The 23,414-nt window shown below is 73.7% G+C and carries 21 protein-coding genes and 1 pseudogene; 12 read left to right on the top strand and 10 right to left on the bottom strand.

Translation table 11 applies throughout. The features are described from left to right. The first annotated feature begins 144 nt into the window (after positions 1 to 144). Positions 145 to 1,926: a hypothetical protein gene (locus ACZ8ZB_RS14830; protein ID WP_470738197.1), complete on the top strand. Its 1,782-nt coding sequence runs from the start codon at positions 145 to 147 to the stop codon at positions 1,924 to 1,926. Between the two features lie 48 nt (positions 1,927 to 1,974). Here ACZ8ZB_RS14830 and ACZ8ZB_RS14825 read toward each other — a convergent pair whose 3' ends face one another. Next, positions 1,975 to 3,285 (bottom strand): ABC transporter substrate-binding protein, encoded by a 1,311-nt coding sequence (locus ACZ8ZB_RS14825; RefSeq protein WP_470738196.1) that lies wholly within the window; start codon positions 3,283 to 3,285, stop codon positions 1,975 to 1,977. A 172-nt stretch (positions 3,286 to 3,457) separates the two neighbouring features. On the opposite strand from ACZ8ZB_RS14825, the gene ACZ8ZB_RS14820 reads away from it, so the two are divergent. Together ACZ8ZB_RS14820 and purU are read left to right on the top strand one after the other, a co-directional pair. Continuing rightward, positions 3,458 to 3,904, top strand: a complete 447-nt coding sequence (locus ACZ8ZB_RS14820; RefSeq protein ID WP_470741487.1) for an SCO4402 family protein — start codon at positions 3,458 to 3,460, stop codon at positions 3,902 to 3,904. 47 nt (positions 3,905 to 3,951) lie between these two features. Continuing rightward, positions 3,952 to 4,833 (top strand): formyltetrahydrofolate deformylase, encoded by an 882-nt coding sequence (purU, locus tag ACZ8ZB_RS14815; protein ID WP_470738195.1) that lies wholly within the window; start codon positions 3,952 to 3,954, stop codon positions 4,831 to 4,833. A 188-nt stretch (positions 4,834 to 5,021) separates the two neighbouring features. On the opposite strand, the gene ACZ8ZB_RS14810 is transcribed toward purU, so the two are convergent. After that, the gene (locus tag ACZ8ZB_RS14810) at positions 5,022 to 6,194 is read right to left on the bottom strand and encodes a maleylpyruvate isomerase N-terminal domain-containing protein (protein ID WP_470738194.1); all 1,173 of its coding nucleotides are present in this window, start codon (positions 6,192 to 6,194) and stop codon (positions 5,022 to 5,024) included. Beyond that, complete coding sequence (locus tag ACZ8ZB_RS14805; RefSeq protein ID WP_470738193.1) at positions 6,191 to 6,772, bottom strand: RNA polymerase sigma factor; 582 nt, start codon at positions 6,770 to 6,772, stop codon at positions 6,191 to 6,193. Before ACZ8ZB_RS14805 ends, ACZ8ZB_RS14810 begins: the two co-directional genes overlap by 4 nt. A 358-nt stretch (positions 6,773 to 7,130) precedes the next feature. On the opposite strand from ACZ8ZB_RS14805, the gene ACZ8ZB_RS14800 reads away from it, so the two are divergent. The 4 genes from ACZ8ZB_RS14800 (at position 7,131) to ACZ8ZB_RS14785 (ending at position 10,341) form a co-directional block, all read left to right on the top strand. Further along, positions 7,131 to 7,511 carry an STAS domain-containing protein gene (locus tag ACZ8ZB_RS14800; protein ID WP_470738192.1) on the top strand — a complete coding sequence of 127 codons (381 nt, stop codon included), beginning with the start codon at positions 7,131 to 7,133 and terminating at the stop codon, positions 7,509 to 7,511. A 151-nt stretch (positions 7,512 to 7,662) separates the two neighbouring features. After that, positions 7,663 to 8,175 (top strand): EF-hand domain-containing protein, encoded by a 513-nt coding sequence (locus ACZ8ZB_RS14795; protein WP_470738191.1) that lies wholly within the window; start codon positions 7,663 to 7,665, stop codon positions 8,173 to 8,175. A gap of 484 nt (positions 8,176 to 8,659) precedes the next feature. Beyond that, entirely contained in the window at positions 8,660 to 9,100 is a 441-nt protein-coding gene (locus ACZ8ZB_RS14790; RefSeq protein ID WP_470741486.1) for an ATP-binding protein, read from the top strand. Between the two features lie 668 nt (positions 9,101 to 9,768). Beyond that, the gene (locus tag ACZ8ZB_RS14785; protein WP_470738190.1) at positions 9,769 to 10,341 is read left to right on the top strand and encodes a hypothetical protein; all 573 of its coding nucleotides are present in this window, start codon (positions 9,769 to 9,771) and stop codon (positions 10,339 to 10,341) included. Between the two features lie 133 nt (positions 10,342 to 10,474). On the opposite strand, the gene ACZ8ZB_RS14780 is transcribed toward ACZ8ZB_RS14785, so the two are convergent. The 4 genes from ACZ8ZB_RS14780 to ACZ8ZB_RS14765 form a co-directional block, all read right to left on the bottom strand. Continuing rightward, positions 10,475 to 11,680: a flavin-containing monooxygenase gene (locus ACZ8ZB_RS14780; RefSeq protein WP_470738189.1), complete on the bottom strand. Its 1,206-nt coding sequence runs from the start codon at positions 11,678 to 11,680 to the stop codon at positions 10,475 to 10,477. A 274-nt stretch (positions 11,681 to 11,954) separates the two neighbouring features. After that, complete coding sequence (locus ACZ8ZB_RS14775) at positions 11,955 to 12,620, bottom strand: pyridoxine/pyridoxamine 5'-phosphate oxidase (protein WP_470738188.1); 666 nt, start codon at positions 12,618 to 12,620, stop codon at positions 11,955 to 11,957. Between the two features lie 27 nt (positions 12,621 to 12,647). Next, positions 12,648 to 13,073 carry a pyridoxamine 5'-phosphate oxidase family protein gene (locus tag ACZ8ZB_RS14770; RefSeq protein WP_470738187.1) on the bottom strand — a complete coding sequence of 142 codons (426 nt, stop codon included), beginning with the start codon at positions 13,071 to 13,073 and terminating at the stop codon, positions 12,648 to 12,650. 205 nt (positions 13,074 to 13,278) lie between these two features. Further along, positions 13,279 to 13,914: a TetR family transcriptional regulator gene (locus ACZ8ZB_RS14765; RefSeq protein ID WP_470741485.1), complete on the bottom strand. Its 636-nt coding sequence runs from the start codon at positions 13,912 to 13,914 to the stop codon at positions 13,279 to 13,281. Between the two features lie 134 nt (positions 13,915 to 14,048). On the opposite strand from ACZ8ZB_RS14765, the gene kbpA reads away from it, so the two are divergent. The 3 genes from kbpA (at position 14,049) to ACZ8ZB_RS14750 (ending at position 18,096) form a co-directional block, all read left to right on the top strand. Continuing rightward, a complete protein-coding gene (kbpA, locus tag ACZ8ZB_RS14760) occupies positions 14,049 to 14,771 on the top strand; it encodes an AfsK-binding protein KbpA (protein ID WP_470738186.1) in 723 nt (240 codons plus the stop codon). A 190-nt stretch (positions 14,772 to 14,961) separates the two neighbouring features. Further along, entirely contained in the window at positions 14,962 to 17,328 is a 2,367-nt protein-coding gene (afsK, locus tag ACZ8ZB_RS14755) for a protein serine/threonine kinase AfsK (protein WP_470738185.1), read from the top strand. 435 nt (positions 17,329 to 17,763) lie between these two features. Further along, the gene (locus ACZ8ZB_RS14750; RefSeq protein ID WP_470738184.1) at positions 17,764 to 18,096 is read left to right on the top strand and encodes a hypothetical protein; all 333 of its coding nucleotides are present in this window, start codon (positions 17,764 to 17,766) and stop codon (positions 18,094 to 18,096) included. A gap of 244 nt (positions 18,097 to 18,340) precedes the next feature. On the opposite strand, the gene afsS is transcribed toward ACZ8ZB_RS14750, so the two are convergent. The 3 genes and pseudogenes from afsS to ACZ8ZB_RS14735 form a co-directional block, all read right to left on the bottom strand. Continuing rightward, the gene (gene afsS, locus ACZ8ZB_RS14745) at positions 18,341 to 18,541 is read right to left on the bottom strand and encodes a regulatory protein AfsS (protein WP_470738183.1); all 201 of its coding nucleotides are present in this window, start codon (positions 18,539 to 18,541) and stop codon (positions 18,341 to 18,343) included. Positions 18,542 to 18,744: 203 nt separating this feature from the next. Continuing rightward, positions 18,745 to 21,702, bottom strand: a complete 2,958-nt coding sequence (gene afsR / locus ACZ8ZB_RS14740) for an SARP-family global regulator AfsR (protein WP_470738182.1) — start codon at positions 21,700 to 21,702, stop codon at positions 18,745 to 18,747. 151 nt (positions 21,703 to 21,853) lie between these two features. Beyond that, a pseudogene (locus ACZ8ZB_RS14735) lies at positions 21,854 to 22,046 on the bottom strand (nitroreductase/quinone reductase family protein); the annotation flags it as partial. Between the two features lie 168 nt (positions 22,047 to 22,214). On the opposite strand from ACZ8ZB_RS14735, the gene ACZ8ZB_RS14730 reads away from it, so the two are divergent. Both ACZ8ZB_RS14730 and ACZ8ZB_RS14725 read left to right on the top strand, forming a co-directional pair. Beyond that, on the top strand, positions 22,215 to 22,421 hold the full coding sequence (locus ACZ8ZB_RS14730) for a hypothetical protein (protein WP_470738181.1): 207 nt from the start codon (positions 22,215 to 22,217) through the stop codon (positions 22,419 to 22,421). Between the two features lie 110 nt (positions 22,422 to 22,531). Further along, entirely contained in the window at positions 22,532 to 23,392 is an 861-nt protein-coding gene (locus ACZ8ZB_RS14725) for an LLM class F420-dependent oxidoreductase (RefSeq protein ID WP_470738180.1), read from the top strand. The last annotated feature ends 22 nt before the right edge of the window (positions 23,393 to 23,414 follow it).

The following is a 23,414-nucleotide window of genomic DNA, read 5'->3' as shown; positions in this document are numbered from 1 at the left end:
ACGGCGTAATCAGCGTGTGGTGACCCGGTTTTGTTACCGCGCTCACGGGCAGGAGGTCAGGTCCCGTGCTGCGTGGCACCGCGCTCAGGGGACCCGGTAGCGTGAGCCGACGATTCACAAGGTCCCCCATTGGTAGGAGTCCCGGTGACGCAGAGTGGACAGGGCGAGGAGCCCTCGGCGCGCCCCGCGCGCGAAGGCATCGTGCTGCCCTCCGACGGTGGTGAACCCCTGCTGCCGGGCATGACGACCGGACCGGTCGCCCCCGGCGGCAGCGCGGGCGGCCGGAACTCCGGCGGCGGGTTCCCCGCCTCGGCCCCGCCCGGCGGCCAGACCTGGGGCGCGTCGTGGGACCCCGGGCAGCAGAGCCCGCCCCCGCCGTCCGGCCAGGACCGGCAGCCCCCGTCCGACGGCGGGTGGGGCGCTCCGGAGCCGTCCCCGTGGGGCGCGCAGCACCCGCCGGCCCGGGGCGGCGGCCCCGGTCCGCTCCCGCCCGAGGGCGCGCCGGCCCACGGCGGCCACCCCCCGTACGGCGCCGGTGACGTCTACGGCGGACACGGGAACGACGCCGCGCCGTCGCACCTGCCGCAGCCGGGCGCCGGATACGGCGGGAACACCCCGCCCGGCCCGCAGGGAAACGTTCCGCACGGCGGCGCCGGCCCGTACGCCGCCGGAGCCTCCGCCCAGAACGGCTACGGAGCCCCCCAGTACCCGCCGGCCGCCGCGCCCGACGGGTCGGAGGGCGTCACCCAGTACATGCCGCCGGTGCCCGCCGGCGGCGACGAGGGGGCGACGCAGTTCATGCCGCCGGTGCCCGCCGGCGACGAGGGGGCGACGCAGTTCATGCCGCCGGTGCCCGCCGGCGACGAGGGGGCGACGCAGTTCATACCCCCGGTGAGCCCGGGCGCGCTGCCGCCCGAGATGCCCGTCCACGGCTCCGAGGCGGGCGGACATCCGGGCGCGCCCCCGCGGAACGCGTCCGGCGCGGGCCCCCTCCCGGCCGCCGGCCACCCCGACGCCGAGGCCACCCGGTACATCGCCCCCGTCACCGACCAGCCTCCCGGACAGCCCTACGGCGCCCCGCCGCCCGGTGACGGCGACCGGCAGCCGCCGGCCGAGTTCGACAACCTCTTCCGCAGCGACGCCGCCGGCGGCCCGGCCGGATCCACCCAGCAGCTCCCGCGCGTGGAGTACGGCCGGCCCGCCCGGGGAGCCCACACCCCGCCCGGAGGCCCGACCGGCCCCACCGCCCCCGTCGGCGGCCGGGGCGGCCGGGGCGGACGCGGCGGTGGCCGCACCGGCTCACGCGTGCCGCTCATCGCGGCGGTCGGCATCGGCATCGCCGTGCTCGGCGTCGGCGCGGGCGCGCTGCTCGGCAGTCCGGACGGCGGCGACGACGAAGGCGGCGACAACCAGACCGTGTCCGCCACCGCGCCCACGAGCGAAGGGGCCTCCCCGTCGCCGTCCGTCGACCCGGCCCGTGAGCAGGCCGTCGAGCTGGACAAACTGCTGGCCGACAGCGGCGACAGCCGGACCGCCGTGATCAACGCGGTCGCCGATGTGAAGGCCTGCCGCGACCTGGGCCGGGCGGCCGCGGACCTGCGGGAGGCGGCCGGACAGCGCACCCAGCTGGTGACCGACCTCACCGGCCTGTCCGTGGACAAGCTGCCGGACCACGAGGCGCTGACCACCGCGCTCACCAAGGCGTGGGAGGCGTCGGCGTCGGCCGACAACCACTACGCCGCCTGGGCGGACCAGACCGCCGGCAAGAAGGGCTGCAAGAAGGGCCAGGCCCGGACGACCGGCCAGACCCAGGCCGGCAACCGGGCCAGCGGCACCGCGACCACCGAGAAGAAGAAGGCCGCCGCGCTGTGGAACGCGATCGCCAGGCAGTACGGCCTGACCGAGCGCCAGCCGACCCAGCTGTGACCGGACACCGCCGGCCCGCGGTCCCGCCCGGCCGGGCGGGACCGCGGGTCAGCCCAGGTCCGCTTCCCGCAGCGTCTTCGTCACGTCGGTGAAGCCCTCGCGGGCCGCGACCAGCCGGCCGTCCCTGACCACCTGGAGGGTCACGTTCGCGTTGACCAGGCGGGGGAAGCCGACGGCGGCGAGCTCGTCCTGGAAGTTCCACCGCAGGGTGGGCGTGAGCCCGCCCGTGGTGACCTTCAGCCCGCCGTCCAGCGCCCCGCTCACCGTGTCGGCGCTCACCTCGCCGTCCCCCAGCGATTCGACGACCTGCTTGAACACGGTGTAGGCGATCCAGGTGGTCTGCACCCCGGCGTCCGCGGCGTCGATCCGGTTGTCGCCGAACGCCTCCTCCTCGATCACCTTCTTCATCGGGTCCCAGCGGGCGTCGTCCGCCGCCGGGTACCAGCCGGTGACGTACGACCCCTCGTACGGCCCCGACGCCCCGCCGGACGCGTCGATCGCCGTCTGGTCGACGCTGCCCAGCACGGTCGCGGTGCGCACCTCGGGGTAGCCGGCGCGGGCCCGCCGGAAGGAGTCCATGAAGGTGTTCGTGCGGTCGCCGAGGGCGGGCACCACACAGCCCCGCCCGGCCACGTCCGCGGTGACGCGCTCCAGGGCCTGCTCCGCCTGGCTGTGGTACGAGGTGGCGTCCTCCGCCGCCCGCTGGTCCCCGGCCGGCGCGTGCCCGCCCGCCTCCAGTCCCGAGTCGAGCAGCGGCGGCAGCTGGTCGCCCGCGATGGTGTCGGGCCTGATCAGGGTGACCGGCCCGCAGCCGTCGGCCAGGGTGCGGCCGAGACCGGCCAGCAGTGCCGGCTGGCCGCCGTTGACGGGGTAGGACAGGGGACTGGTGAACTCGTCGGTGGTGATGCCGTAACCGCCGATGTACGGGATGCCGGCGCCCTCCAGGGTGGGCAGGAACGAGTCGGCGTACTGGCTGTAGGAGCCGACGACCGCGACGGCGCCCTCCTGGACCGCGCGCCGGGCGCACCGCGCGGCGGTCACGGTGTCGTTCTTGTCGTTGCAGGTCAGCACGGTGAGCCGACGCCCGTTGATGCCCCCCTGGGAGTTGACCCAGCGGGCGTAGGCCTCGGCGAGCGCGGGCATCCCGGGCTTGTTGGTGGCCTCGGTGTCCTGGGGCGCCCACGTCATCACGGTGACGGGGCCGTCCCCGGAGCCCCCCGTGGCGCCGGGGACCACTCCGCACCCGGCGGCGAGCGACGCGCACGCCACCAGCGCGCCCGCGCCCAGGGCGCCGGTCCTGACGGGCCGGTGGAGGAGGCGGGGGAGGGGAATGCTGCGGATGCGTCGCCTGCCGGTCATGCTCCCGCACGATTCCGCCACACGGCCAACCCCGGAGCGACCCATGGTCGACGCAGGGTGACACAGGGGTGAATTGCGGGGTCCGCTACCACCCGTGCGGGGCGGAAACGTACGATCGACGATCGTGCAAGGTTCGGAGAACTCTTCCCGTCGCGGCCGTCGCTCCTCCACCATGGGCGGCATGCCACTCAACGACATGCCGTGGTGGCGCTGGCGCAGCAATGTGCGCTCCGCGCTGCACATGCTCTCCGATCCCGCCTTCCAGCGGGACGTCTGGCTGGCCGGGGTCGGCGGCTACGGCGACGTCACCGACGCCGTCTACCGGCTGGTCGAGGACACCTGGCTGGACAACTGGTCCGCCGAGAAGTACGTCGGCACGATCTTCCGCGACTCCCAGGAGGCGGCGCTCGTCGACACCGCGGTGCTGCGCGTCCTGCGGATCATGCATCAGGTCGGCCCGGACGCGCCGGTGGCCGCCTATCTCGAGCACGAGGGGTGGCCGGAGGCGGTACGGGCGGCGCGGGACGCGCACGTGCGGATGGCGGCGAGCGACGGCGACGACCCCGACGCGCCGCCGAGCACCCTCGACGCGCTGCGGATCCTGACGCGGTCCGCGTAGCGGAACGGCCGGCCGGCCGTGACCGCGCGTGTGGGACCCTTTTGTGCATGAGCGAGCAGTCCACCCGAGTCGCGGCCCCGGCCGACCAGTACGTCCTCACCCTGTCCTGCCCCGACAAGCAGGGCATCGTGCACGCCGTGTCCAGTTACCTCTTCATGACCGGCTGCAACATCGAGGACAGCCAGCAGTTCGGCGACCACGACACGGGGCTGTTCTTCATGCGCGTCCACTTCTCGGCGGACGCCCCGGTGACCGTGGAGAAGCTGCGGGCGAGCTTCGCGGCGATCGGTGACTCCTTCCACATGGACTGGCAGATCAACCGGGCCGACGAGAAGATGCGCATCCTGCTCATGGTCAGCAGGTTCGGGCACTGCCTGAACGACCTGCTGTTCCGCGCGCGGACCGGCGCGCTGCCGGTGGAGATCGCCGGGGTGGTGTCCAATCACACCGACTTCGCCGAGCTGGTGGCTTCGTACGACATCCCCTTCCACCACATCCCGGTGCCGAAGGACGGCAAGCCGGAGGCCGAGGCCCGGCTGCTGGAGATCGTGCGCGAGAACGACGTCGAACTCGTCGTCCTCGCCCGCTACATGCAGGTCCTCTCGGACGACCTGTGCAAGCAGCTCTCCGGGCGGATCATCAACATCCACCACTCCTTCCTGCCGAGCTTCAAGGGCGCGAAGCCGTACCACCAGGCGCACGCGCGGGGTGTGAAGCTGATCGGCGCGACCGCGCACTACGTCACCGCCGACCTCGACGAGGGGCCGATCATCGAGCAGGAGGTCGAGCGGGTGGGACACGACGTCACGCCCGAGGGGCTCGTCGCGATCGGCCGGGACGTGGAGTGCCAGGCGCTGGCGCGGGCGGTGAAGTGGCACGCGGAGCGGAGGATCCTCCTGAACGGGCGACGGACGGTGGTCTTCGCCTAGGAGCTCGATCCGTCCGGTTCGTCGGCGGGTGCGAGCGTGTGGGGGTTGTCCGCGCAGCTCCCCGCGCCCCTGGAAGGTGCGTTCACCGCACGTGCCCGAGGGGCGGGACTGTGCCGATGTGCGGCTCCGCCGCGCGGGCGCGAACGCCCCCCGCTCGCCCGCACCCGCCGACGAAACCGGACCCGCCCCTACATCCGGCTCATGCTCGCCGCCGCCGTCAGCACGTCCCTGATGGCGTCACGGTCCCCCACCTGCCCGGCGGCAGCCTCTCGCGGCGGCACGTGTCCCGCCGCCAGCCGGCAGAACTCCGCCCCGTCCAGCGCGACGTGCGCCACCTCGTGCTCCGCGGAGCCCTTCGCCGCGGGGGAGTCGAGCGGGATCAGCCACTCGCCCCCGCCGGACCCCTCGATCTCCAGCCGCAGGCTGCGTCCCGGCTCCCCGGCGGCGACCAGGCGCCGTTCCACGGGGGAGGCCAGCCCGTGCCGCCGGCGGTGCTCGAGGACGGCCGGCAGCATCCGCGCGGCCAGGTCGACGATGCGGTGCAGGTGCCGCCCGGAGGGCGGGTCGTACGGGTAGTCCACCGCCTCGGCGATGTCCTCCGCGTGCACCCAGCACTCGAAGGCCCGGTCCAGCATCGCGTCGTGCAGCGGCAGCTCGTAGTCGCCGTACGACACCGGCAGCCGCCCGGCGCCGCCGTCCGTGAAGGACACCGTCCGCACGAGGTCGTGGCTCTGCTTCCGCCAGGGCGCCCGTACGGAGCGGGTGGGCGGGAAGCGGGAGGCCCGCCAGTACGCCTCGGTGCGGTCCCCCGGGGTGGGCCGGACGGCCGTGGCGTCGCCGAGCGGGTCGTCGAGGCCGAGGGCGACCGCGACCAGCCCGTCGACCGTCAGCAGGTGCGCGATGACCCCGGCGACGGTGGTACGGCGGCTGCTCGCCTCGTCGGACTCGTACCAGCGCAGTCGCACCGGCGCGTGCCACTCGGAGTCGCCGAAGTCCTGGAGCAGCGCGTCCAGCCGCGCGGTCTCGGCGTCGTACGCGGCGGCCCACTCCGGCACGGGGGTGCGGGGCGGGCGCCGTTCCAGACAGGACTCCAGGACACGGGTGCGCAGGCCGGGGTCCAGGTCCAGGCTCTCGGGCCGCTGGAGCAGGCCGACCGCCGCGCGCAGCCGCAGCGCCTCGTCCGCGCAGGGTCCGCAGGCGCCTAGGTGCTCCTCGACGGCGTCCGTCTCCGCCGGCGCGCAGGCGGCCAGCGCCCAGGCGCCCAGCAGCGACTTCAGCACGTGGTGTTCCAGCACGAGCGGTCCGGGGTCCTCCCGCGGTGCGTCGTACGGCACGGCGTGGCCGGCGGGGTGCCCGCTCACGCGGCGCCCCCGATCCCGGGCGGGGCGCCCGGGGCCCCGGTGTCGTGCGCGGTGGCCAGCAGCTGCAGGCCGAGGCGGAGCCGGCGGCGCGCCTCGTCGTCGGTGACGCCCAGGTCGGCGGCGGTCTGGCGGTAGTCCCGGCGCTGGAGGTACGCCAGCTGCAGGGCGTCCCGCAGCGGCGCCGGCATGGACTGGACGATGTAGTCGGCGCGGGCCGCCACCGAGGCGTGCCGCACCGTGCGCTCCAGGTCCTCCGTGGTGCCGGGACCGCCGCGGGCGAGCGCCGCGGTCTCCGTGGTGCGCAGTCGCCGTACGGCCAGCCGGCTGGTCAGCGCGGCGAGCCAGGTGCGCAGGGGTTCCTGCGCGGGGTCGTAGGAGTCCGGGTGTTCCCAGATGTGGGCGAAGACGTCGCGGGTGACAGCGTCGGCGGCCTGCTCGTCGCCGACGACGCGGTGGGCGAGGCCGCGCACGAGCGAGGCGAACCGGTCGTAGAGCTCGCCGAGGGCGGCCGCCTCCCCCTGCGCGAGCCGCTGCTGCATCCTGCGGTCCCAGCGGGGCGGTACGTCCGTTTTCGGCATGCGGCCCCTCACCCCCTGTTCCTCCCCCGGCCCCGGGTGGTCGTGCCCGGGTCCGGCGTGTGGCCGGCGACACCAAGAATGTAGTCGGCACGGAGCGGGGCGCACGCCCCTTCATGGCAATGTGCGCCCCTGGAGGAGCCGCAGGTGCTAGAAGGCCGCCCGTCCATGTCGGACGCCGTCCGGGGCACACCCGCCCGCCTCCCTGTCGATCGGAATCGATCGAATCGGATCATGAATGACTAAAATAAGCCCTTTCTGTGCGGTATCCGTTTCTCGGCTCGCGTTTCGGGGAACGGCCGGTGGGCAGCCGCGCTGCAAGGAAGCGTAGGGAATGCTTCCGGTTCGGCGAGCGAGGGGCGTGGTGGTGACTTTCGAAGTGACCGACGAGGAGTACGGCGAGTGGGCCGTGCTCCGGGTGTCGGGCGAGCTGGACCTGCTGACGTCCCCGGTGCTGCGCCAGCGGGTGCACGACGCGGTGGCCGAGGGCCGGCACAGCCTCGTCCTCGACCTCTCCGAGGTGTGGTTCTGCGACTCCAGCGGGGTCGGCGTGCTCATCGCCTCCCGTCGGCTGCTCCGCTCCTGCCGGGGCAGCCTGCGGCTGATCCTCCCCGCGCGGGGCGCCGCCGACGGCAGTCACGTCAACAAGGTGCTCGGCGCCCTCGGGGTCCGCCGGCTCTTCGAGATCCACCCGGACGTCCCCTCCGCGGTCGACGAGGACTCCCGCCCGCTGTCGGCGTGACGCCACGCGCGGACGCTCACACGTGTCACACGCTTGTCCCGTCGTTCCCCCGGTCTTGGCCCGGGCGCCGCTTTCCGGCTCCCCGGCGGCCCTCCACCACGTACGCTCCCAGCGAGACGAACCCACTGACCTAAGGCGGCCCGAGAGAGACATGGTCACCAGCGAGTACGAGCGCAGGATCGCGGCCCGCTTCGCCGGCTTCGACCAGGACGGCAACGGCTACATCGACCGCGAGGACTTCAGCAGGGCGGCCAAGGCGCTGCTCGCCGAGTTCGGCACCGCGGCCCGCTCCGACCGGGGCCAGGCCCTGTACGTCGGCGCCGAGGCGTTCTGGCAGGGCATGGCGGGGATCGCGGACCGCGACGGCGACCAGCGCATCACGCGCGAGGAGTTCGTGAACGGCGCGGTCAAGCGGCTGCGGGACAACCCGGACCGGTTCGCCGAGATCGCCCGCCCCTTCCTGCACGCGGCGCTCGCCGTCGCCGACACCGACGGCGACGGCGCGGCCACCGTCGAGGACACCGCGCGGGTCCTCGAGGTGCTCGGCGTTCCCGGGGACCTCGCCCGTACGGCCGCCGCCGCGCTGGACTCCGACGGCGACGGCAGGATCGGCGAGGAGGAGATCGTCCGGTCCTTCGCCCGTTACTTCACCGTCCCGGAGTAGAACGCCCCCGCGCGGATGTCACGGATCGTGGCATTTCCATGATCACGGAGGGTCGGTACCGGCTTGTGTCCTGTGCGGCACTCGTCACGGCCCGGAGTCGGGCGTCCGCTCCGGTACCTTGTGTCAGATGCGAGTGGTCCCGGGCACGCACCGCGCCGGAGTCGCCCCCGGGGCGACTCCGTACCGGCCGGTGCCTGCGGCTGCCCGCCTGGTGGCCAGGCGGAACGCCGGCCCCCGTTCGACTTCCCGTGGCGAGCGTCGCACAGTATGCCGCACGTGTACTCCTTCGCGCTGGAATATGCCTGAAGCGCTTGTTGGGGTGACTGTACGTCAACCATGCTGTCCCACAGGGGATTCACGTTCCGTGACTCCCGTCCCGGCCGTTGTTCTGGCCATGCAGAAAATGGCTACGATCGTGGCCCTCGTGAGGCGCGAGTCCAAGTGTCCGCCGGTTCGGATGGTGTGAGCGGTGCAGGTGCTTCAAGTGCAGCTGGAGATCCGGCCCGACCCCGCTGAGGTGGGACGGGCCCGGCGGTGGGCCCGCTCGCGGCTGGCCGGTTCGGGCATAGGGGCCGACGAACCGCTCGCCGAGACCCTGATCCTGCTCGTCTCGGAGCTCGTCACCAATGCCGTGGTGCACACCGGCTGTCCGGCCGTCCTGCGGCTCTCCCTGCCGGGGACGGGCGCCGAGGAGGCCACCGTCCGCCTGGAGGTGGCCGACCGCAGCGAACGGGCGCCGGTGCCGCGCTGCGTGGGCGACGAGGCGACGGGCGGACGCGGGCTCGCCCTCGTGGACGGGCTGGCCGACCGCTGGGGCTGGAGCGCGGAGGGGGCCGGCAAGCGGATCTGGTGCGAGCTGGACCGCTGCGCGCAGGTGTCCGACGGGGCGTCGGCGTGTGGTGGGCTGGCGTACGGGGCGGTGTGAACACACGCGGGGCGTGTGGGCGGCGGAGCCGCACATCGGCACGGTCCCGCGCTCCCGCGGGGCACGGGTGCACGGCGGGTCGGCTGAACGGGTGGGGGTGTGACGCGGTGCGCCGGGTGTGCTTCGGTGCGCGGTGCCGACGAACAGGGCATATGACCCAACGATGCCGTTGCCGCCTGAATCGGTATTGACGTGCCGTGACCGTTTGATCACGCTGTTCGTCAGCGATTCGCCGCGAGGGGACGGCGAGGGCTCGACGACGGGAGCCCTCGACGAGCGTGGGTCGTGATTCGGCGTCGGCCCCCAGGGCCGAGGGGGAGCCCGGGAGGGAGCGCCGGAGCCGAAGAGCGGTGCGGCGCTGCCGTGCTCGGGGCGGACAGCGCCGCACCGCCACCGCCGACGGGAGCGCCCGCTCCGCCCACAGCCTGTGGACGATCTTCCGCTCATCCTCCGACTGTCGCGACCGCCCCCGGCGGTCGCCCGCCGGCCCGGAAGGTCCGCCGGTACGCGGTCGGCGGGACCCCCGTCCGCTCACGGAACACCTTGAGGCGGCACGGCGAGCGTCCCCTCCACGGAGGACGCTGCTCGGCACGGCGTCCCTCGCGCGGGGGAGCGGTTCGGCCCGCGGGGCTGATTCCTGGTCGTGCCTGCTTCACGAGGATGAAGCCATGAAGCCGAGGATCTTCCACACGCCCCCGCCCGTCGGTGACACCGAGCAACCGGTCCCCCGCTGGGCCATGCGCCTGGCCCACGCGCTTCCGCTGCTCCTGCTGCCGTCGTGCCTGTGGCGGCTGCCCTTCGCCCTGCACTTCGAGATGGGGCAGGCCCAGGAGTTCGGCATGCCGCCCTACTGGGTGAGCGTCCCGTACGTCCTAGGGCTCAGCGTGTTGTCGGAAGCGATCGCGTTCTTGACCATCGGACTGGTCCGGGGCTGGGGGGAGGTGACGCCCGCCTGGATCCCGGTCATCGGCGGCAGACGCGTCCGGCCGCTGGCGGCCGTCGTACCCGCAGTCCTCGGCGGTCTGGTCCTGACCCTGCTGTTCACCAGCGTCCCCGTCGGCGACGGCCGCAGCCTCACCCTGTACGGCGTCGTCGACACCGTCGGATACACCGATGACGCCTGGCAGACGCTCGCGACGGTGTGCATCACCCCGATCGCCGCATGGGGGCCCGTCACCATCGCTCTCGCGATCGCCTACTACCGCCGCCGGACCCGCGCCGTCGCCGGGGCAGGCCGGTGAGGGTGCCGGGGTGCCCTCTTCACCCGCTGGACAGGACGGTGCGGGAACAGGCACCCGGCGCCCCGGAACCCCGGAACCAAGCACTTGTTCCGGGAGGAAGCGCAGGGAGGAAACGACCTCCGACTGCCCGCGGTCATACGGGGAGCCGGGAGAACCCCGTCGTGCGCACCACTGCCCGGGCGATCCGCCGCGCGTCCAGCGCCAGCTCCCGCAGGTTGCCGCTGATCGGGGTGGTGAAGCCCGTGAAGTAGAGGCCGGGCGCGCCGGCCGGGGTGCGGGCGCCGTGGACGACCGGTCTGCCGCGGTCGTCGAGGACGCCGAGCCCGCCGACCAGACCCTCCAGACCGCGTACGTAGCCCGTGGCCGCCACGATCGCGTCCGGGCCGATGCGGCCGCCGTCCGCCAGGACGACCTCGCCCCCCTCGAACCCCTCCACCGCGGCCACGACCTCCACCGCCCCCTTGCGCACGGCGTCGACGAGGCCGACGTCCTGCACGGGGACGGCCCCCTCCAGCACCCGGCTGTACAGACCGGTCCCGGGGCGCGGGAGCCCCTGGGCCGACAGGTCCGGCAGCGCCACTCTCGCCTGGACCCGGCACAGCCGGTCGACGAGGCGGACCGGCAGCCGGCGCACCAGGACGCCCGAGTACTGCGCGGGCCAGCCCGCGGTCGAGCGGCGCACGATGTGCGGAGGGGTGCGCACCGCGAGGCGCACCCGGGAGGCGCCCCCCTCCGCCAGGTCCACGGCGATCTCGGCACCCGTGTTGCCGACGCCCACGACCAGGACGTCCCGGCCGGCGAAGGGCTTCGCGTCGCGGTACTCGGACGCGTGCAGGAACTCGCCGGCGTACGTGTCCCGGCCGGGCCAGTCGGGGACGCGGGGCGTGTGGTTGAAGCCGGTGGCGACGACGACCGCCGCGCCGGTCAGCTCGCGGCCCCCGGTGGCGTGCAGCAGCCAGCCGGTGCCGTCGGGGGTGCGCTCGACCCGCGAGACCTCGACCCCGGTGACGATCTCCAGCCGGTGGTGCTCGGCGTACTTCTCCAGGTACCGGACCACGTCGTCGCGGGCCGGCCACCGCCCGAACCGGCGCGGCATCGGCAGCCCGGGCAGCGCGGACAGGCGCCGGGTGGTGTGCAGCCGCAGCCGGTCGTAGTGACGCCGCCAGGAGTCCCCCACGCGGCCGGAACGCTCCAGGACGACGGCCCGCACCCCCCGGGCGCGCAGGGCGTACGCGACGGCGAGTCCGCCCGGTCCGCCGCCGATGACGTAGACGGGGCGGTCCGCCCGGTGCGGCGCGGCGGGCCGCGCGGGCGTGGAGGAGTCGGAGGAGTCGGCCATGAGCGCGAGCGTAATCACGCACCCGGTTGATGGGTCTCGGTCAAGACCGGAATTGGTTGCGGATTGATCACGTGCGCGGGGACCGCGCGCTCGAACGCCCCCATGCCCTCCTCACCCGACCGCACCCCGCCCCGGACCCTCCCCGGAGTCCGCGGTCACGGGCCGCGCCCGCGCGCCGGGGCCCTCCTCGAGGCCGGCCGCCGCGACGCGTTCCGCGACGCCCGTCCGCACGCCGGTCCGCGCGCCCGTCCCGTCACCGACCCGGAGCCCGTGTTCAGGGCCACAGCGATTCCCTGACCCAGCCCTCCGCCCCGCGCCGGTAGCGGAGCCGTACGTGCCGCCGCCGGGCCTCGCCCTGGAAGAACTCCACCTCGTCCGCCCGCAGCCGGTACAGGGTCCAGGACGGGGCCGGGGTGTCCGGCGCGCTCCGCGCCCGTTCCCATGCCGCCTCCGAGGCCCGCGCCAGCTCCTGGGCCGACCCGAGGACCGCGCTCTGCCTGCCGGTCAGCGCGGCCGCCAGCGCCCCGGTGGAACGGGCGTGCAGATCCGCCTGTGCCTCCTCGGGCGGGGCCGCCCCGACGGGCCCGCGCACCCGCACCTGGCGGCCCAGCACCGGCCAGTAGAAGGCCAGGGCGGCGTACGGGCGCGCGGCGAGGTGACCGCCCTTGCGGCTGTGCGCGTGGGTGGCGAAGGACCAGCCGTCCTCGTCCGCGCCGTGCAGCATCACGATCCGTGCGTCGGGCAGCCCCCGCGCGTCCGCCGTGGCCAGGGACATGGTGTGCGGCTCGGTCTGACCGGCGGCCACGGCCTCGGCGAACCACCGTGTGAACAGCGGCAGCGGCTCGGCGGGCGCGGCGGCCGGGTCGAACGCCGGCAGGTCGGTGACCTCCGGGTCCCACACCCGCAGTGACCTCAGCAGCTCGTGGAGATCGGGTTCCATGGGCCGATTGTCGGGCGTCCGGCGGTCTCACACCGATCCGAGGTCCGACGACACCCACCGTTCGGGCCGCATCCGGACGACGACCTGCTCGCCGTGGTTCTTCCAGGCGAAGTCGACGTACCCCTCGACCTTGTCGGCCGGCAGATAGCGCGCGGAGATCTCCCGCAGCCGCTCGATCGTGGCCGGAGCGGTGTCGAGCACCGGCCCCTCGACCGAGACGTAGCGGATGGTGGGTTCGAGGCGGTCGACCATGAGCGAGAACCGCCCCGCCGCGCCGATCAGCCGGTTCTTGCGCGAGTCCAGGCCGGTCATGATCCACACGTCGCCGCCGGGCTCGTACTGGTACCAGATCGGCACGGTGAGCGGGGCGCGGCCGTCCCCCGCGTCGACCGCCAGGGCCGCGACGTGCGGCTCGGCCAGGAACTGTTCGCGTTCTTCGCGGGTCAGGGCCATTCCGGGTTCCTCCTGCGACGTGTGCGTCGGGTGTTCACTCGGGTCTGCGATCGGCGTCGCCGATGCACAACACCGTTCGGGCGGCGCCGTGTTCCCCCTTCTCCCGGCACCGTGCGGAAAACGACGGGCGGCGGCCCACCGGAGTGAACCGCCGCCCGTCTGACAGGACTTGCGTGATGGTGCATCGGTGTGGGCCGCCGGGCGCCTACTTCGCCGGCTTCTTGCCGGTGATCCCCAGGTGCACCAGCAGGGCCAGGTTCGGTTTGAGCTCCGCCTGCTTCACGCCCCAGGAGGAGAAACCTTTCTGGTGGGAGGCGACGGCCGCGAGCATGGCCACCAGGGAGCCGGCGACCGCGGCGGGGTTCACGTCCTTGTCGATCCGTCCCTTGGCCTGCAGCTCGGTGACGGAGTCCGCCAGCGAGTTGTTCACGGAGTTCAGGATCTTCATGCGGATCTTGTAGAAGCGCTTGTCGCCCTCGGCCGCGCCGAGGTCCACGACCCGCAGGATCGCGTCGTTGTCGCGCCAGAACTCCAGGAATCCGTCCACGAGTTCCTGTGCCGTCTGCCAGCCGGCCTTCCCCGTCCAGGAGCGGCCCTCCAGCAGCTCGCTCAGCCCGGCGCTCTCGGCGGCCGTGCGCTCGGCGATCTCCAGGACGGCGCCCTCGACGTCCGGGAAGTACTGGTAGAAGGTCGCGGGCGAGGTGCCCGCCTTGCGTGCGACATCGATGACCTTGACGTCCCGGTAGGGGGAGGAGCTGAGCATCTCGCTGAGGCAGTCGAGCAGTTTCTGCCGGGTCGCCTGCCCACGCCGGCCGGCCACGCGGCCGTCGACGGTACGCACTTGTCCTGTCATGCCGTCAGCTTACCGACGGGTGATCCGAGCGCGATTCGGCCGACTGCAAATGGGGTGCGCGAGGCCGTGGAGGCTGGTGTGCCTGGTCTGCGGCCTGCGGGCGACGCGGTTACCTTGGCGGCATGGCCGAAAACAGGGCATCGGAGTACACGGAGGGCACCCCCTGCTGGGTGGACGCGCAGCTGCCCGACGTGGAGGCGGGCAAGCGGTTCTACGGCGGGCTCTTCGGATGGACCTTCGAGGACCAGCCCCGGGGGACCGTGCGGGCGTTGAAGGACGGCGCCCCCGTCGCCTCCCTCGCGCACAAGACGGACGGTCGGCTGCCCACCGTGTGGACGGTGTCCTTCGCCACCCCGGACGCCGGGGCGCTGTGCCGGCGGATCCGCGCGGCCGGCGGGCAGGTCGTCGCCCCGCCGGAGCCCTTCGGCGACCTCGGCGTCACCGCGCTGGTCACCGATCCCGAGGGGGCGGTGTTCTCCCTCTGGCAGGGCGCTCGGACCCCCGGCTTCGGGCGCCGCCACGAGCCGGGCGCCTTCGCCTGGGTGCAGCTGTACGCGCGGGACACGCAGACGGCCAACACCTTCTACGGCGGCCTCTTCCACGACGCCCTGTTCGGCCCGGACGCCGACCCCGACTTCGGCCGCGCGCCGGTCTCCGACGTCTTCCCCGCCGAGATGCCGCCGCACTTCCTCGTCCACTTCGCCGTCGAGGACCCCGGGGCCGCCATGGAGGAGGTGGTCCGGCTCGGCGGCCGGGTCCAGGTTCCGCCCTTCGGGACGTCCTACGGCACGGCGGCCGTGGTCACCGACGATCAGGGGGCGTCCTTCGCACTGCTGCACCGATGAACCGTTGAACCGTTTCCACCCCCTGTGTCGTGTGAAAACCTGGACATCCGATTTGTCGGCCGGTTCGCAACCGGGGGCGCGGACAGGAAGAATCGGGGTGCGTGCCGCCACGGCGGTGCGGTGGTGAGACGCTGCACTACGGTCGCGGGCACAGGTGGTGGCGCGACTCGTACGGGGAGGTGGCAGGCAAGTGGTGGATCAGCTGACGCAGCACGATCCGCGGCGTATCGGGCCGTTCGAGGTGCTGGGACGGCTGGGAGCCGGCGGCATGGGGCTGGTCTATCTCGCGCGCTCGGCGTCCGGGCGGCGGGTGGCGATCAAGACGGTCCGGACCGAACTGGCCGAGGACCAGCTGTTCCGGGTCCGCTTCACGCGCGAGGTCGAGGCGGCCCGCGCGGTCTCCGGTTTCTACACGGCGGCCGTCGTGGACGCCGATCCGCGCGCCGCCGTGCCGTGGCTGGCCACCGCGTACGTTCCCGCGCCCTCCCTCGAGGAGATAGTGAACGAGTGCGGGCCGCTCCCGGCCCAGGCGGTGCGCTGGCTCGCGGCGGGCGTCGCGGAGGCGCTCCAGTCGATCCACGGCGCCGGGCTGGTCCACCGCGACCTGAAGCCCTCCAACGTCCTCGTCGTCGAGGACGGCCCCCGGGTGATCGACTTCGGCATCGCCTCCGGCGTCTCGAACACCCGTCTGACGATGACGAACGTCGCCGTCGGCACCCCCGCCTACATGTCCCCGGAGCAGGCCAAGGACTCCCGCAGCGTCACCGGCGCGAGCGACGTGTTCTCCCTCGGTTCGATGCTGGTCTTCGCCGCCACGGGGCATCCGCCGTTCCATGGCGCCAACCCCGTCGAGACCGTCTTCATGCTGCTGCGCGAGGGCCCGGACCTCGAAGGCCTCCCGGACGAGCTGCGCCCGCTCATCGAAGCCTGCATGCAGATGGACGCCACGGCCCGGCCCAACCCCGCCGACCTCCAGGCCCAGCTCGCCCCGCACCTGTTCGGCTCCGGCTCCGACGACAGCGGTACGGCGTCGGCGTGGCTGCCCGAGCGGGCGGTGAGCCTGATCGAGGCGCGGCGGGGCGGCCGGACGACGGTCAGGCCCGCGCACGGAACCGGCCGCAGCGGCGGCGGGGCCCGCCCCCACGTCCCCCCGCCGCCCCCGCACGACCCGGTCGTCCCGCCGCCGCCCCCGTCCAGGCCCGCACCGGTGGGCGTCCCCACGGGCGCCTCCGACGCCGGCCCCGTACGGCTGGCGGGCGTGGCGGTGCCCATCGGACCCGGCCCGCGCGTCGCCGACACGCGCGCGGCCGCCGCCAAGGCGCCCTCGCCGGCCGCCGCCCTGGCCGCCACCTGGTCCAAGCCCCGCCCCGGCGTCAACGGCGCCGACCCGGCCGTACCGGCGCCCACCGCGGCGCCGGAGCAGCCCGGCGGCTGGCGCCCGTGGCGCTTCCGCATGTCCAACGACGTCTGGGGCACCCCGGCCGTCGACGGCGACCTCGTCTACGTCACCTCCTTCGAGGTGCACGCCCTCGACGTCGCCACCGGCCGGCGCCGCTTCAAGACCCGCGACGTCGCCTGGTCGATGACGGTCGCCGACGGCCGTATCCACGCCTCCGACGGACCCACCCTGTTCGCCCTCGACGCCCGCGAGGGCGGCGACCTGTGGCGGCTGCCCACGGACGCCTGGGTGTACTCCCTCAAGGCCGACCGCGGCACCGTCGTCACCGGCACGCGCGGCGGCGGCGTCCAGGGGTGGGAGGCGTCCACCGGACGGAAGCTGTGGGAGGTCGGCGGCTGCCAGACCGACTTCGAGTCCCCCGAGGCCGGCCCCGCCGTCCACGAGGGCACGGTCTACGTCTGGCAGGACGCCCGCCTGCGCGCCCTCGACGCCCGCACCGGCGACGAGCGCTGGTCGTACCCCATCGGTGACGCGGCCTCCTGCGGCGGAGTGCCCGTCCGGGTGACGCACGCCCCCGACGGCCACGTCTACGTCTGCGCCGGCACCCGCGTCCTCGCCCTGGAGGTCACCACCGGCCACGTCCGCTGGCACTTCGAGGCCCCGGCGGTCTTCCTCGCCCCGCCCGCGTTCGTCCCCGGTCCGGCGGTCACCGGCGGCGGCCTCTACCTCGCCGACTACCTCGGCACGGTCTACGCCCTCGACGCCACCGACGGCCGCGACCGCTGGCGCATCGCCACCGAGTCCCGCTCCTCCGTCGACCCGGTCCTGGTCGCCGCCGGCCACGTCCACGTGGGCAGCGGCAAGGGCCTGTACACCCTGGACGCGGTCACCGGCACGCCCAAGTGGCGCTTCCAGTCCGGCGGCGAGATCGTGGGCGCGCCCGTGGTCGCGGAGGGGCGCATCCACTTCGGCTCCAGCGACCACCTGCTCTACACCCTGAAGGCCGACGACGGCCGCCTGAGGTGGAAGCTGGCGACCGGCGGCGAGATCACCGGCTCACCGGTGGTCCGGGACGGCGTGGTGTACGCGTGCAGCAAGGACCGCTGCGTGTACGCGCTGGACGCGGAGAAGGGGACGGGGACGGCCCGCACGGCGTAGGCGGGGTGCGGGACGGCCGTCGTACCGGGGTGCACGGAAGGGCGGTCGGACGGCGGCCGTCGCTGCGGGGACCGGCGGCCCGCCGCTCCCCCGGCAGACGCTACGCCGGGTACGCGACGGTCGCCGGACGGTGACGCGCCCGTGACGCGGAGATCGGTGGCCTGACGGCCGTGAATCCTCGGGGAACACGCTCAAGCTCACAGCGGCTCCGGCACTCGTCGTCCTCACCCTCACCGGCTTCTCGACCGGCGCGGCCACGGCGACAGCGGCGACGGATGCAGCCGCTCCGGCCGGAACCACGACTCGTCGACCTCGGGCGGCGGCTCGCACCGGGACTACGACGATGACGATGACGACGACGACTACGACACCTCGGACGGCGGCGGGGACGGCGGAGAGGCGTCGACGTCCCCGCAGGACGCCACGGTGACACCGGTGGACCGCGCCTCGGAGGGGACCCCGTACGCCACGGTCGAGGTCACCGACGAGAACACCGCGGACGGCGTCTTCACCGTCACCGTGAGGTTCGAGGACGAGACCGGCGCGGAAGTCCTCACCCGCTCCCAGGACGTCGCCGTACCCGGGTCCGGGACGGTGCCGGTCCGGGTGGGGACCGGCGTCGAGCATGCGGAGGCGCGCGGTCGTCCCCGCGGGCGAGCCGGAGTCGCGGTCGACGAGCCTCAGCCGGTCCCGCGCCCGAACGGCGCCCGGCAGCGGCGCCTCCAGCACGAGGGAGAGGGCGGCCGGAGCGATGAGCGGCGGCCCTGAGGCGACCGTACGACTCGCGGTACTCCTTCACGGGAGCCGGTTCGTCGATGGTGTCCCCGGTGTGCGGGGACCCGGTGCGGACGGGCGGCGGGCGTCGGGAAAGGACGTGAGGACGAGCGCAGCCAGTTGTTCGAGTGAAGCGAGCGGTTCGCGTCGAAGACTGACCAGGAACCCGTGCGGACGCGCATCGGCCGCGACGGCTCCCCCTCCGCGCCGCCGCGGCCGATCCCCGTGCGGGAAAGGTCTACTTGCCGCCCAGGTCCAGAGCGGGCGGGGCGGGCATGTGGCTGTCGAGGGTGGTGATCGCGTCGTCCTTCGGCGGAGCCGGCATGTGGCTGTCCTGAGTGGTGGCCGTGCCGTCCTTCGGCGGAGCCGGCATGTGGCTGTCGAGCGTCGTGATGGTGTCGCGCTCGACTTCTTCGTTGCTGTTCGCGGTGTCGCTCATGACTGCGATCCCCCATGGAATGGACGGAACGACGGGCAGGTGACGCCTGTTCGGCGACTCTCCCCCGAAAGTCGCCGAACAGGCGTTGTGGGGCCGTTCACCCTACAGGCGAACCCCCGGCGATCCATCTGCCCCCCGACGCGATGGATCGATGCATTGAGAGTGGCAGCCGCCCATAAACGTTCGATGAACGCCCGGCGGGCTCAGGCGGCTCCGACGGGCCGGAGCAGTGTCCGCAGCTCAGCGGCTTCGGGCGCCTCCGACCGCTCGTAGATGGCCAGAGCGTCGCGCCAGCACGCACGCGCGCGATCGGTCTGGCCGAGAGCGCTGAGGGAACGCCCCAGGAGCGTGAGGATGTTGGCCTGCATCCAGTCACCGCCGATGCTCCCTGTCGCCAGTGCCTGTTCGGCGTGCTGTGCCGCCTGGGCCGGCCGACGAGCCGAGAGGTGGACCTGGGCGATGCGGAAGTGAGTGGCCCCTTCCCACAGGCGCTGCCGGTTCTCCACGAAGGTCTGGAGCGCGGTGGACAGCTCGGTCAGCGCCTCGACATGACGGGCCGCGTGGCTGAGCGCGATGCCCAGGGCGTACCTGGCGTTGGCCAGGCGGAAGGTCAGCCCGAGTTCGTCGTAGATCGTGATTCCCCGGCGGACCAGATCGATCGCCGAGGCCGTGCGTCCCACCGATACGAGGACACGCGAGAGGTTGCACAGCGCGCTCGCCTCACCGGGCCGGTTGCCGTCGGACCGAAACGCCGCGATGGCTTCGAGGAGGTGGGTTTCACTGACGGCACGCTGGTTCCTGCAATTGGCGATGATGCCCTGCTCGTTGTGGGCGTTGCCCCTTGTCCAGGGATCCCTGGTCCGGTTCCCGAGCTCGATGGCGATCTCGGCCTCCGCGCCTGCTTCGTCGAAGCGCCCGGCTCTGCTGAGGACCTGGGCCAGTGTCGTGCGCGCACGCCCCTCCGCATGAGCGTCTCCTGCGGCCGCCGTGGCATCCCTCGCGGCGAAGGCGGCTGCCTCGTAGCTGAGCGAACTCGCCCCTGATTCCGCCAGGTCCTTCGAAGCGAGCAAGAGGTCGACACCACGCCGCAACGTGCTCGGCTTCAGCGACTGCCTGACGCACGCCAGGATGCAGGCGGACTCGGAGTGGAGCCAGTCCAGCGCGTCGACGTCGTCGCTGAACCCCTTCCCCGGGAATTCGGTGGGCTCGAGGTGGTCCACCGTCCGGTCCCCCGGCCGCTCGATCGCGTACACCCCCGCCGCCGTCGCCAGATAGAAGTCCAGCAACCGCGACAACGCCGCCTCCCGCTCGCTCGGCGACTGCTCGTCCCTCTCCGCACAAGCACGCGCGTAGAGCCGCACCAGGTCGTGGAAGCGGTAGCGTCCCGGCGCCGCCGACTCCAACAGGGACGTGTCGACCAGGGACTCCAGCAGGTCCTCCGTGTCCTCCACGGGCAGGTCCAGTACGGCAGTCGCCGCCGCCAGCGAGATGTCCGGGCCGTCCGCCAGCCCCAGCAGCCGGAACGCCCGTGCCTGGGCCGGTTCGAGCTGCCCGTAGCCCAGCTCGAAGGTCGCCTTCACGGCCAGGTCGCCCGCCTGGAGTTCGTCGAGCCTGCGGCGTTCGTCGGCGAGCTTCGCCGCCAGGACCGAGACCGTCCACGTCCTCCTCGACGCCAGCCTGGACGCCGCGATGCGGATCGCCAGCGGCAGGAAGCCGCAGGCCGCCACCACGTCCAGGGCGGCCTCGCGCTCCGACCGCACCCGTTCCTCACCGACGATCTTCGTGAAGAGCGCCAGCGCCTCCTCCGGTGACATCACGTCCAGGTCGACCAGGTGCGCCCCGGCCAGGCCCACCATCCGCACCCGCGACGTCACCAGCGCCGCGCAGCCCGCCGTCCCCGGCAGCAGGGGCCGCACCTGCGCCGCGTCCCGCGCGTTGTCCAGCAGCACCAGGATCCTGCGGCCGTCCAGGACCGAGCGGTACAGCGCCGCCCGCTCCTCCAGCGAGTCCGGGATCGCCGAGTCCGCCGTACCGAGGGCGCGCAGGAAGGAGCCCAGGACCGTCTCCGGATCCGCCGACCTCGCGCCGGCGCCCTGGAGGTCGACGTACAGCTGGCCGTCGGGGAAGGCCGACCGCGCGCCGTGTGCCACGTGCACCGCCAGTGTCGTCTTGCCGACGCCGCCGATGCCCGCCAGCGCCGACACCGCCATCACCCGGGCCCCCTCACCGGACGCCGAGGCGAGCACCTCGCTCAGCTCCCGTACGAGGGACGCGCGCCCCGTGAAGTCCGGCACCGTCGCCGGGAGCTGGGCCGGGCGGACGGGGACCGCCACCGGTTCCGCCAGGGGGGCGGAGGGTTCCACGAGGGCCGGGTCGGCCCGGAGGACGCGTTGCTGGAGGTCCTGCAGACCCGGGCGCGGATCGACGCCGAGTTCGTCGGCGAGGAGACGGCGGGTGTCCGCGTACACCGCGAGCGCCTCCGCCTGGCGGCCGCTGCGGTACAGGGCCAGCATCAGCAGTTCGCGAAGGCGCTCCCGCAGCGGGTGCGCCGCCGTCAGCGCCGTCAGTTCCGAGACCGCCTCCGCGTGGCAGCCCTGTTCCAGGTCCATGTCCAGCCTGGACTCCAGCAGTTGGAGCCGCCATTCCTCCAGGCGGACCCGCTGGGCCTCCGCGTACGGGCCCGGCACCCCCGCCAGCGTCTCGCCGTCCCACAGGGACAGGGCGCGGTTCAGCACGTCCCGTGCGTGGCACAGGTCCCCGGTGTTCCGCGCCTTCTCCGCCTCCGCCGCCAGCTCCTGCGCCGCCGCGAGGTCCAGCGCGCCCTCGCCGAGCCCGCGCACCGCGTAGCCGCCGGACTCGCTGACCAGGACACCGGGGTCCAGCACCTTCCGCAGCCGGGAGGCGTAGGTGCGCACCGCCGCCAGTGCCTGGGACGGGGGGTTCTCGCCCCACAGGGCGCCGATGAGTTCGGCCGCCGTGGCCGTACGGCCCTCGCGCAGCAGCAGGGCCGCGAGCAGGGCGCGTTGCTGAGGGCTGCCGGTGGCGACCGGCTCGTCCTCGCGCCAGGCGCGCACCGGTCCGAGCACGCTGAAGCGCAGCGTCCCGGGCTCCGCCGAGGAGCCGGGACGCCGCTGCTCCGGTCCTCGCGGCCCACCGTCCATCCAGTCCCCCTCTACGTCCTGAGCAACTACGCCAGTTTGCCTTGTTCGTGGCGGAAGCGGCAGTCGTGCGAGACGGCGATCACACGGCGATCGCCCAGGGAACGGAGGGCCGTCACCGAGCCTGCACACGTTCTCCTCAGTCGTCCGGATCCACCCGCACCCGCACCCGGGGGTCCGCCTTGATGTCGCGGACGTACTGCGACCGTTCGCCGGACTCCGACACCAGCCGGAAGGGGTTCCCGGCCCCCCCGTTCGCCCACCGGGGTCCTGCGGGGCGGTCCGGAGGCCCGGCCGGCGGTCTGCGGGACCGCCTGGAACGGGAGCCGGCGCAGGACGGGGTTGATCCGGCGCGGGAAGGCGGTGGCGCTCCGGTACGTGTGTCCGGCGCGCGGGGTGCCGGAAGTCGCCGTGCGGCGGGCCTGCCGACGGCCGGAGAGGACCGGGACGACGCTGTGAGACCTTTGCGGTGAGCGGTGGACTGCCGTGTGGGAGAAGGGAATCGACGACAGATCATGAGACTCTCCTGGTTCGCCTGGATCATCCGGCACGTCAACGAGTTCGGTTTCAGCCACGGCCTCGTGAAAGGCGCGATCGGGACGGTCGCCGTGCTGCTCACCGCCGTGCTGCTGGGTCTGGCGCTGCACCGCCACCGGCCGGCCGATCTGGCCGTCGGCGGTGTCACGGTGGTCGTGGGGATCGGCTGGCTGGCCCTCCACTGAGGGCGCGAGGGGCCGAGGGGGGCCGGGAGTCGATCCCGACCGGTCGGTATGGACAGATGGGGGTCGCACGGGTATTGATGGGTCCGTCGTCCGCGTACGAAAGGCCGCCCATGCGCATCGCCGTCACGATCTTCCTCACCGACGAGACGATCACCCCGGTCCGGCTCGCCCGCGAGCTGGAGCAGCGCGGGTTCGCCGGGCTGTACCTGCCGGAGCACACGCACATCCCCGTCGAGCGGACCAGCCCGTACCCGGCGGGCGGGGAGCTGCCGCGGGAGTACGGCCGCACGCTCGACCCCTTCGTCGCGCTCGGGCAGGCCGCCGCCGTCACCGAGCGGCTGGGGCTCGGCACCGGCATCACGCTCGCCGCGCAGCACGACCCGATCGACCTGGCGAAGCAGGTCGCGACCCTGGACCACCTCTCCGGCGGCCGGTTCACGCTCGGCCTCGGCTTCGGCTGGAACGTGGAGGAGGCCGCCGACCACGGGGTGCGGTGGCGCACCCGGCGGGAGCTGGTGCGGGACCGGATGGGGCTGATGCGGGCGCTGTGGGCGGAGGAGCCGACGGCGTACGACGGGGAGTTCGGGAGCGTGCGGGCGAGCTTCGCGCACCCCAAGCCGGTGCAGAAGCCGCGCGGGCCGGTGGTCGGGCCGCGCACGCTGGTCGGCGGGGCGGCGGGCCCGAAGCTGTTCGCGAGCGTCTGCGAGTACGCCGACGGCTGGCTGCCGATCGGCGGGCGGGGCCTGACGGAGTCGCTGCCCGCGCTGCGCACCGCCTGGGCCGACGCGGGCCGCGATCCCGGCGCCCTCCAGGTGGTGCCGTACGCCGTCCTGCCCAACGCGGGCAAGCTGGCCCACTTCGCGGAGCTGGGCATCGAGGAGGTCGTGGTGCAGCTGCCGCCGGAGGGGGAGGCGGGGGTGCTGCGGGCGCTGGACGCGTTCCAGCCGTTCGTGGACGGGCAGGGGGCCTGATCGGTCCGAACGTATGCTCAAG

This window comes from Streptomyces sp. 12E, assembly GCF_055633275.1.
The sequence above is the reverse complement of the archived record's forward strand: the minus strand, read 5'-3'. Positions and strand labels throughout refer to the sequence as shown.

Bases quoted from the DNA above. Each gene is read 5' to 3' on its own strand.
- ACZ8ZB_RS14775 (WP_470738188.1), bottom strand. From the start codon at position 12,620: ATGGAACCCGATCTCCACGAGCTGCTGAGGTCACTGCGGGTGTGGGAC.
- ACZ8ZB_RS14825 (WP_470738196.1), bottom strand. From the start codon at position 3,285: ATGACCGGCAGGCGACGCATCCGCAGCATTCCCCTCCCCCGCCTCCTC.
- ACZ8ZB_RS14780 (WP_470738189.1), bottom strand. From the start codon at position 11,680: ATGGCCGACTCCTCCGACTCCTCCACGCCCGCGCGGCCCGCCGCGCCG.
- afsR (WP_470738182.1), bottom strand. From the start codon at position 21,702: ATGGACGGTGGGCCGCGAGGACCGGAGCAGCGGCGTCCCGGCTCCTCG.
- ACZ8ZB_RS14795 (WP_470738191.1), top strand. From the start codon at position 7,663: ATGGTCACCAGCGAGTACGAGCGCAGGATCGCGGCCCGCTTCGCCGGC.
- ACZ8ZB_RS14770 (WP_470738187.1), bottom strand. From the start codon at position 13,073: ATGGCCCTGACCCGCGAAGAACGCGAACAGTTCCTGGCCGAGCCGCAC.
- afsS (WP_470738183.1), bottom strand. From the start codon at position 18,541: ATGAGCGACACCGCGAACAGCAACGAAGAAGTCGAGCGCGACACCATC.
- kbpA (WP_470738186.1), top strand. From the start codon at position 14,049: ATGGCCGAAAACAGGGCATCGGAGTACACGGAGGGCACCCCCTGCTGG.
- ACZ8ZB_RS14725 (WP_470738180.1), top strand. From the start codon at position 22,532: ATGCGCATCGCCGTCACGATCTTCCTCACCGACGAGACGATCACCCCG.
- ACZ8ZB_RS14730 (WP_470738181.1), top strand. From the start codon at position 22,215: ATGAGACTCTCCTGGTTCGCCTGGATCATCCGGCACGTCAACGAGTTC.
- ACZ8ZB_RS14785 (WP_470738190.1), top strand. From the start codon at position 9,769: ATGAAGCCGAGGATCTTCCACACGCCCCCGCCCGTCGGTGACACCGAG.
- ACZ8ZB_RS14805 (WP_470738193.1), bottom strand. From the start codon at position 6,772: ATGCCGAAAACGGACGTACCGCCCCGCTGGGACCGCAGGATGCAGCAG.
- ACZ8ZB_RS14820 (WP_470741487.1), top strand. From the start codon at position 3,458: ATGGGCGGCATGCCACTCAACGACATGCCGTGGTGGCGCTGGCGCAGC.
- purU (WP_470738195.1), top strand. From the start codon at position 3,952: ATGAGCGAGCAGTCCACCCGAGTCGCGGCCCCGGCCGACCAGTACGTC.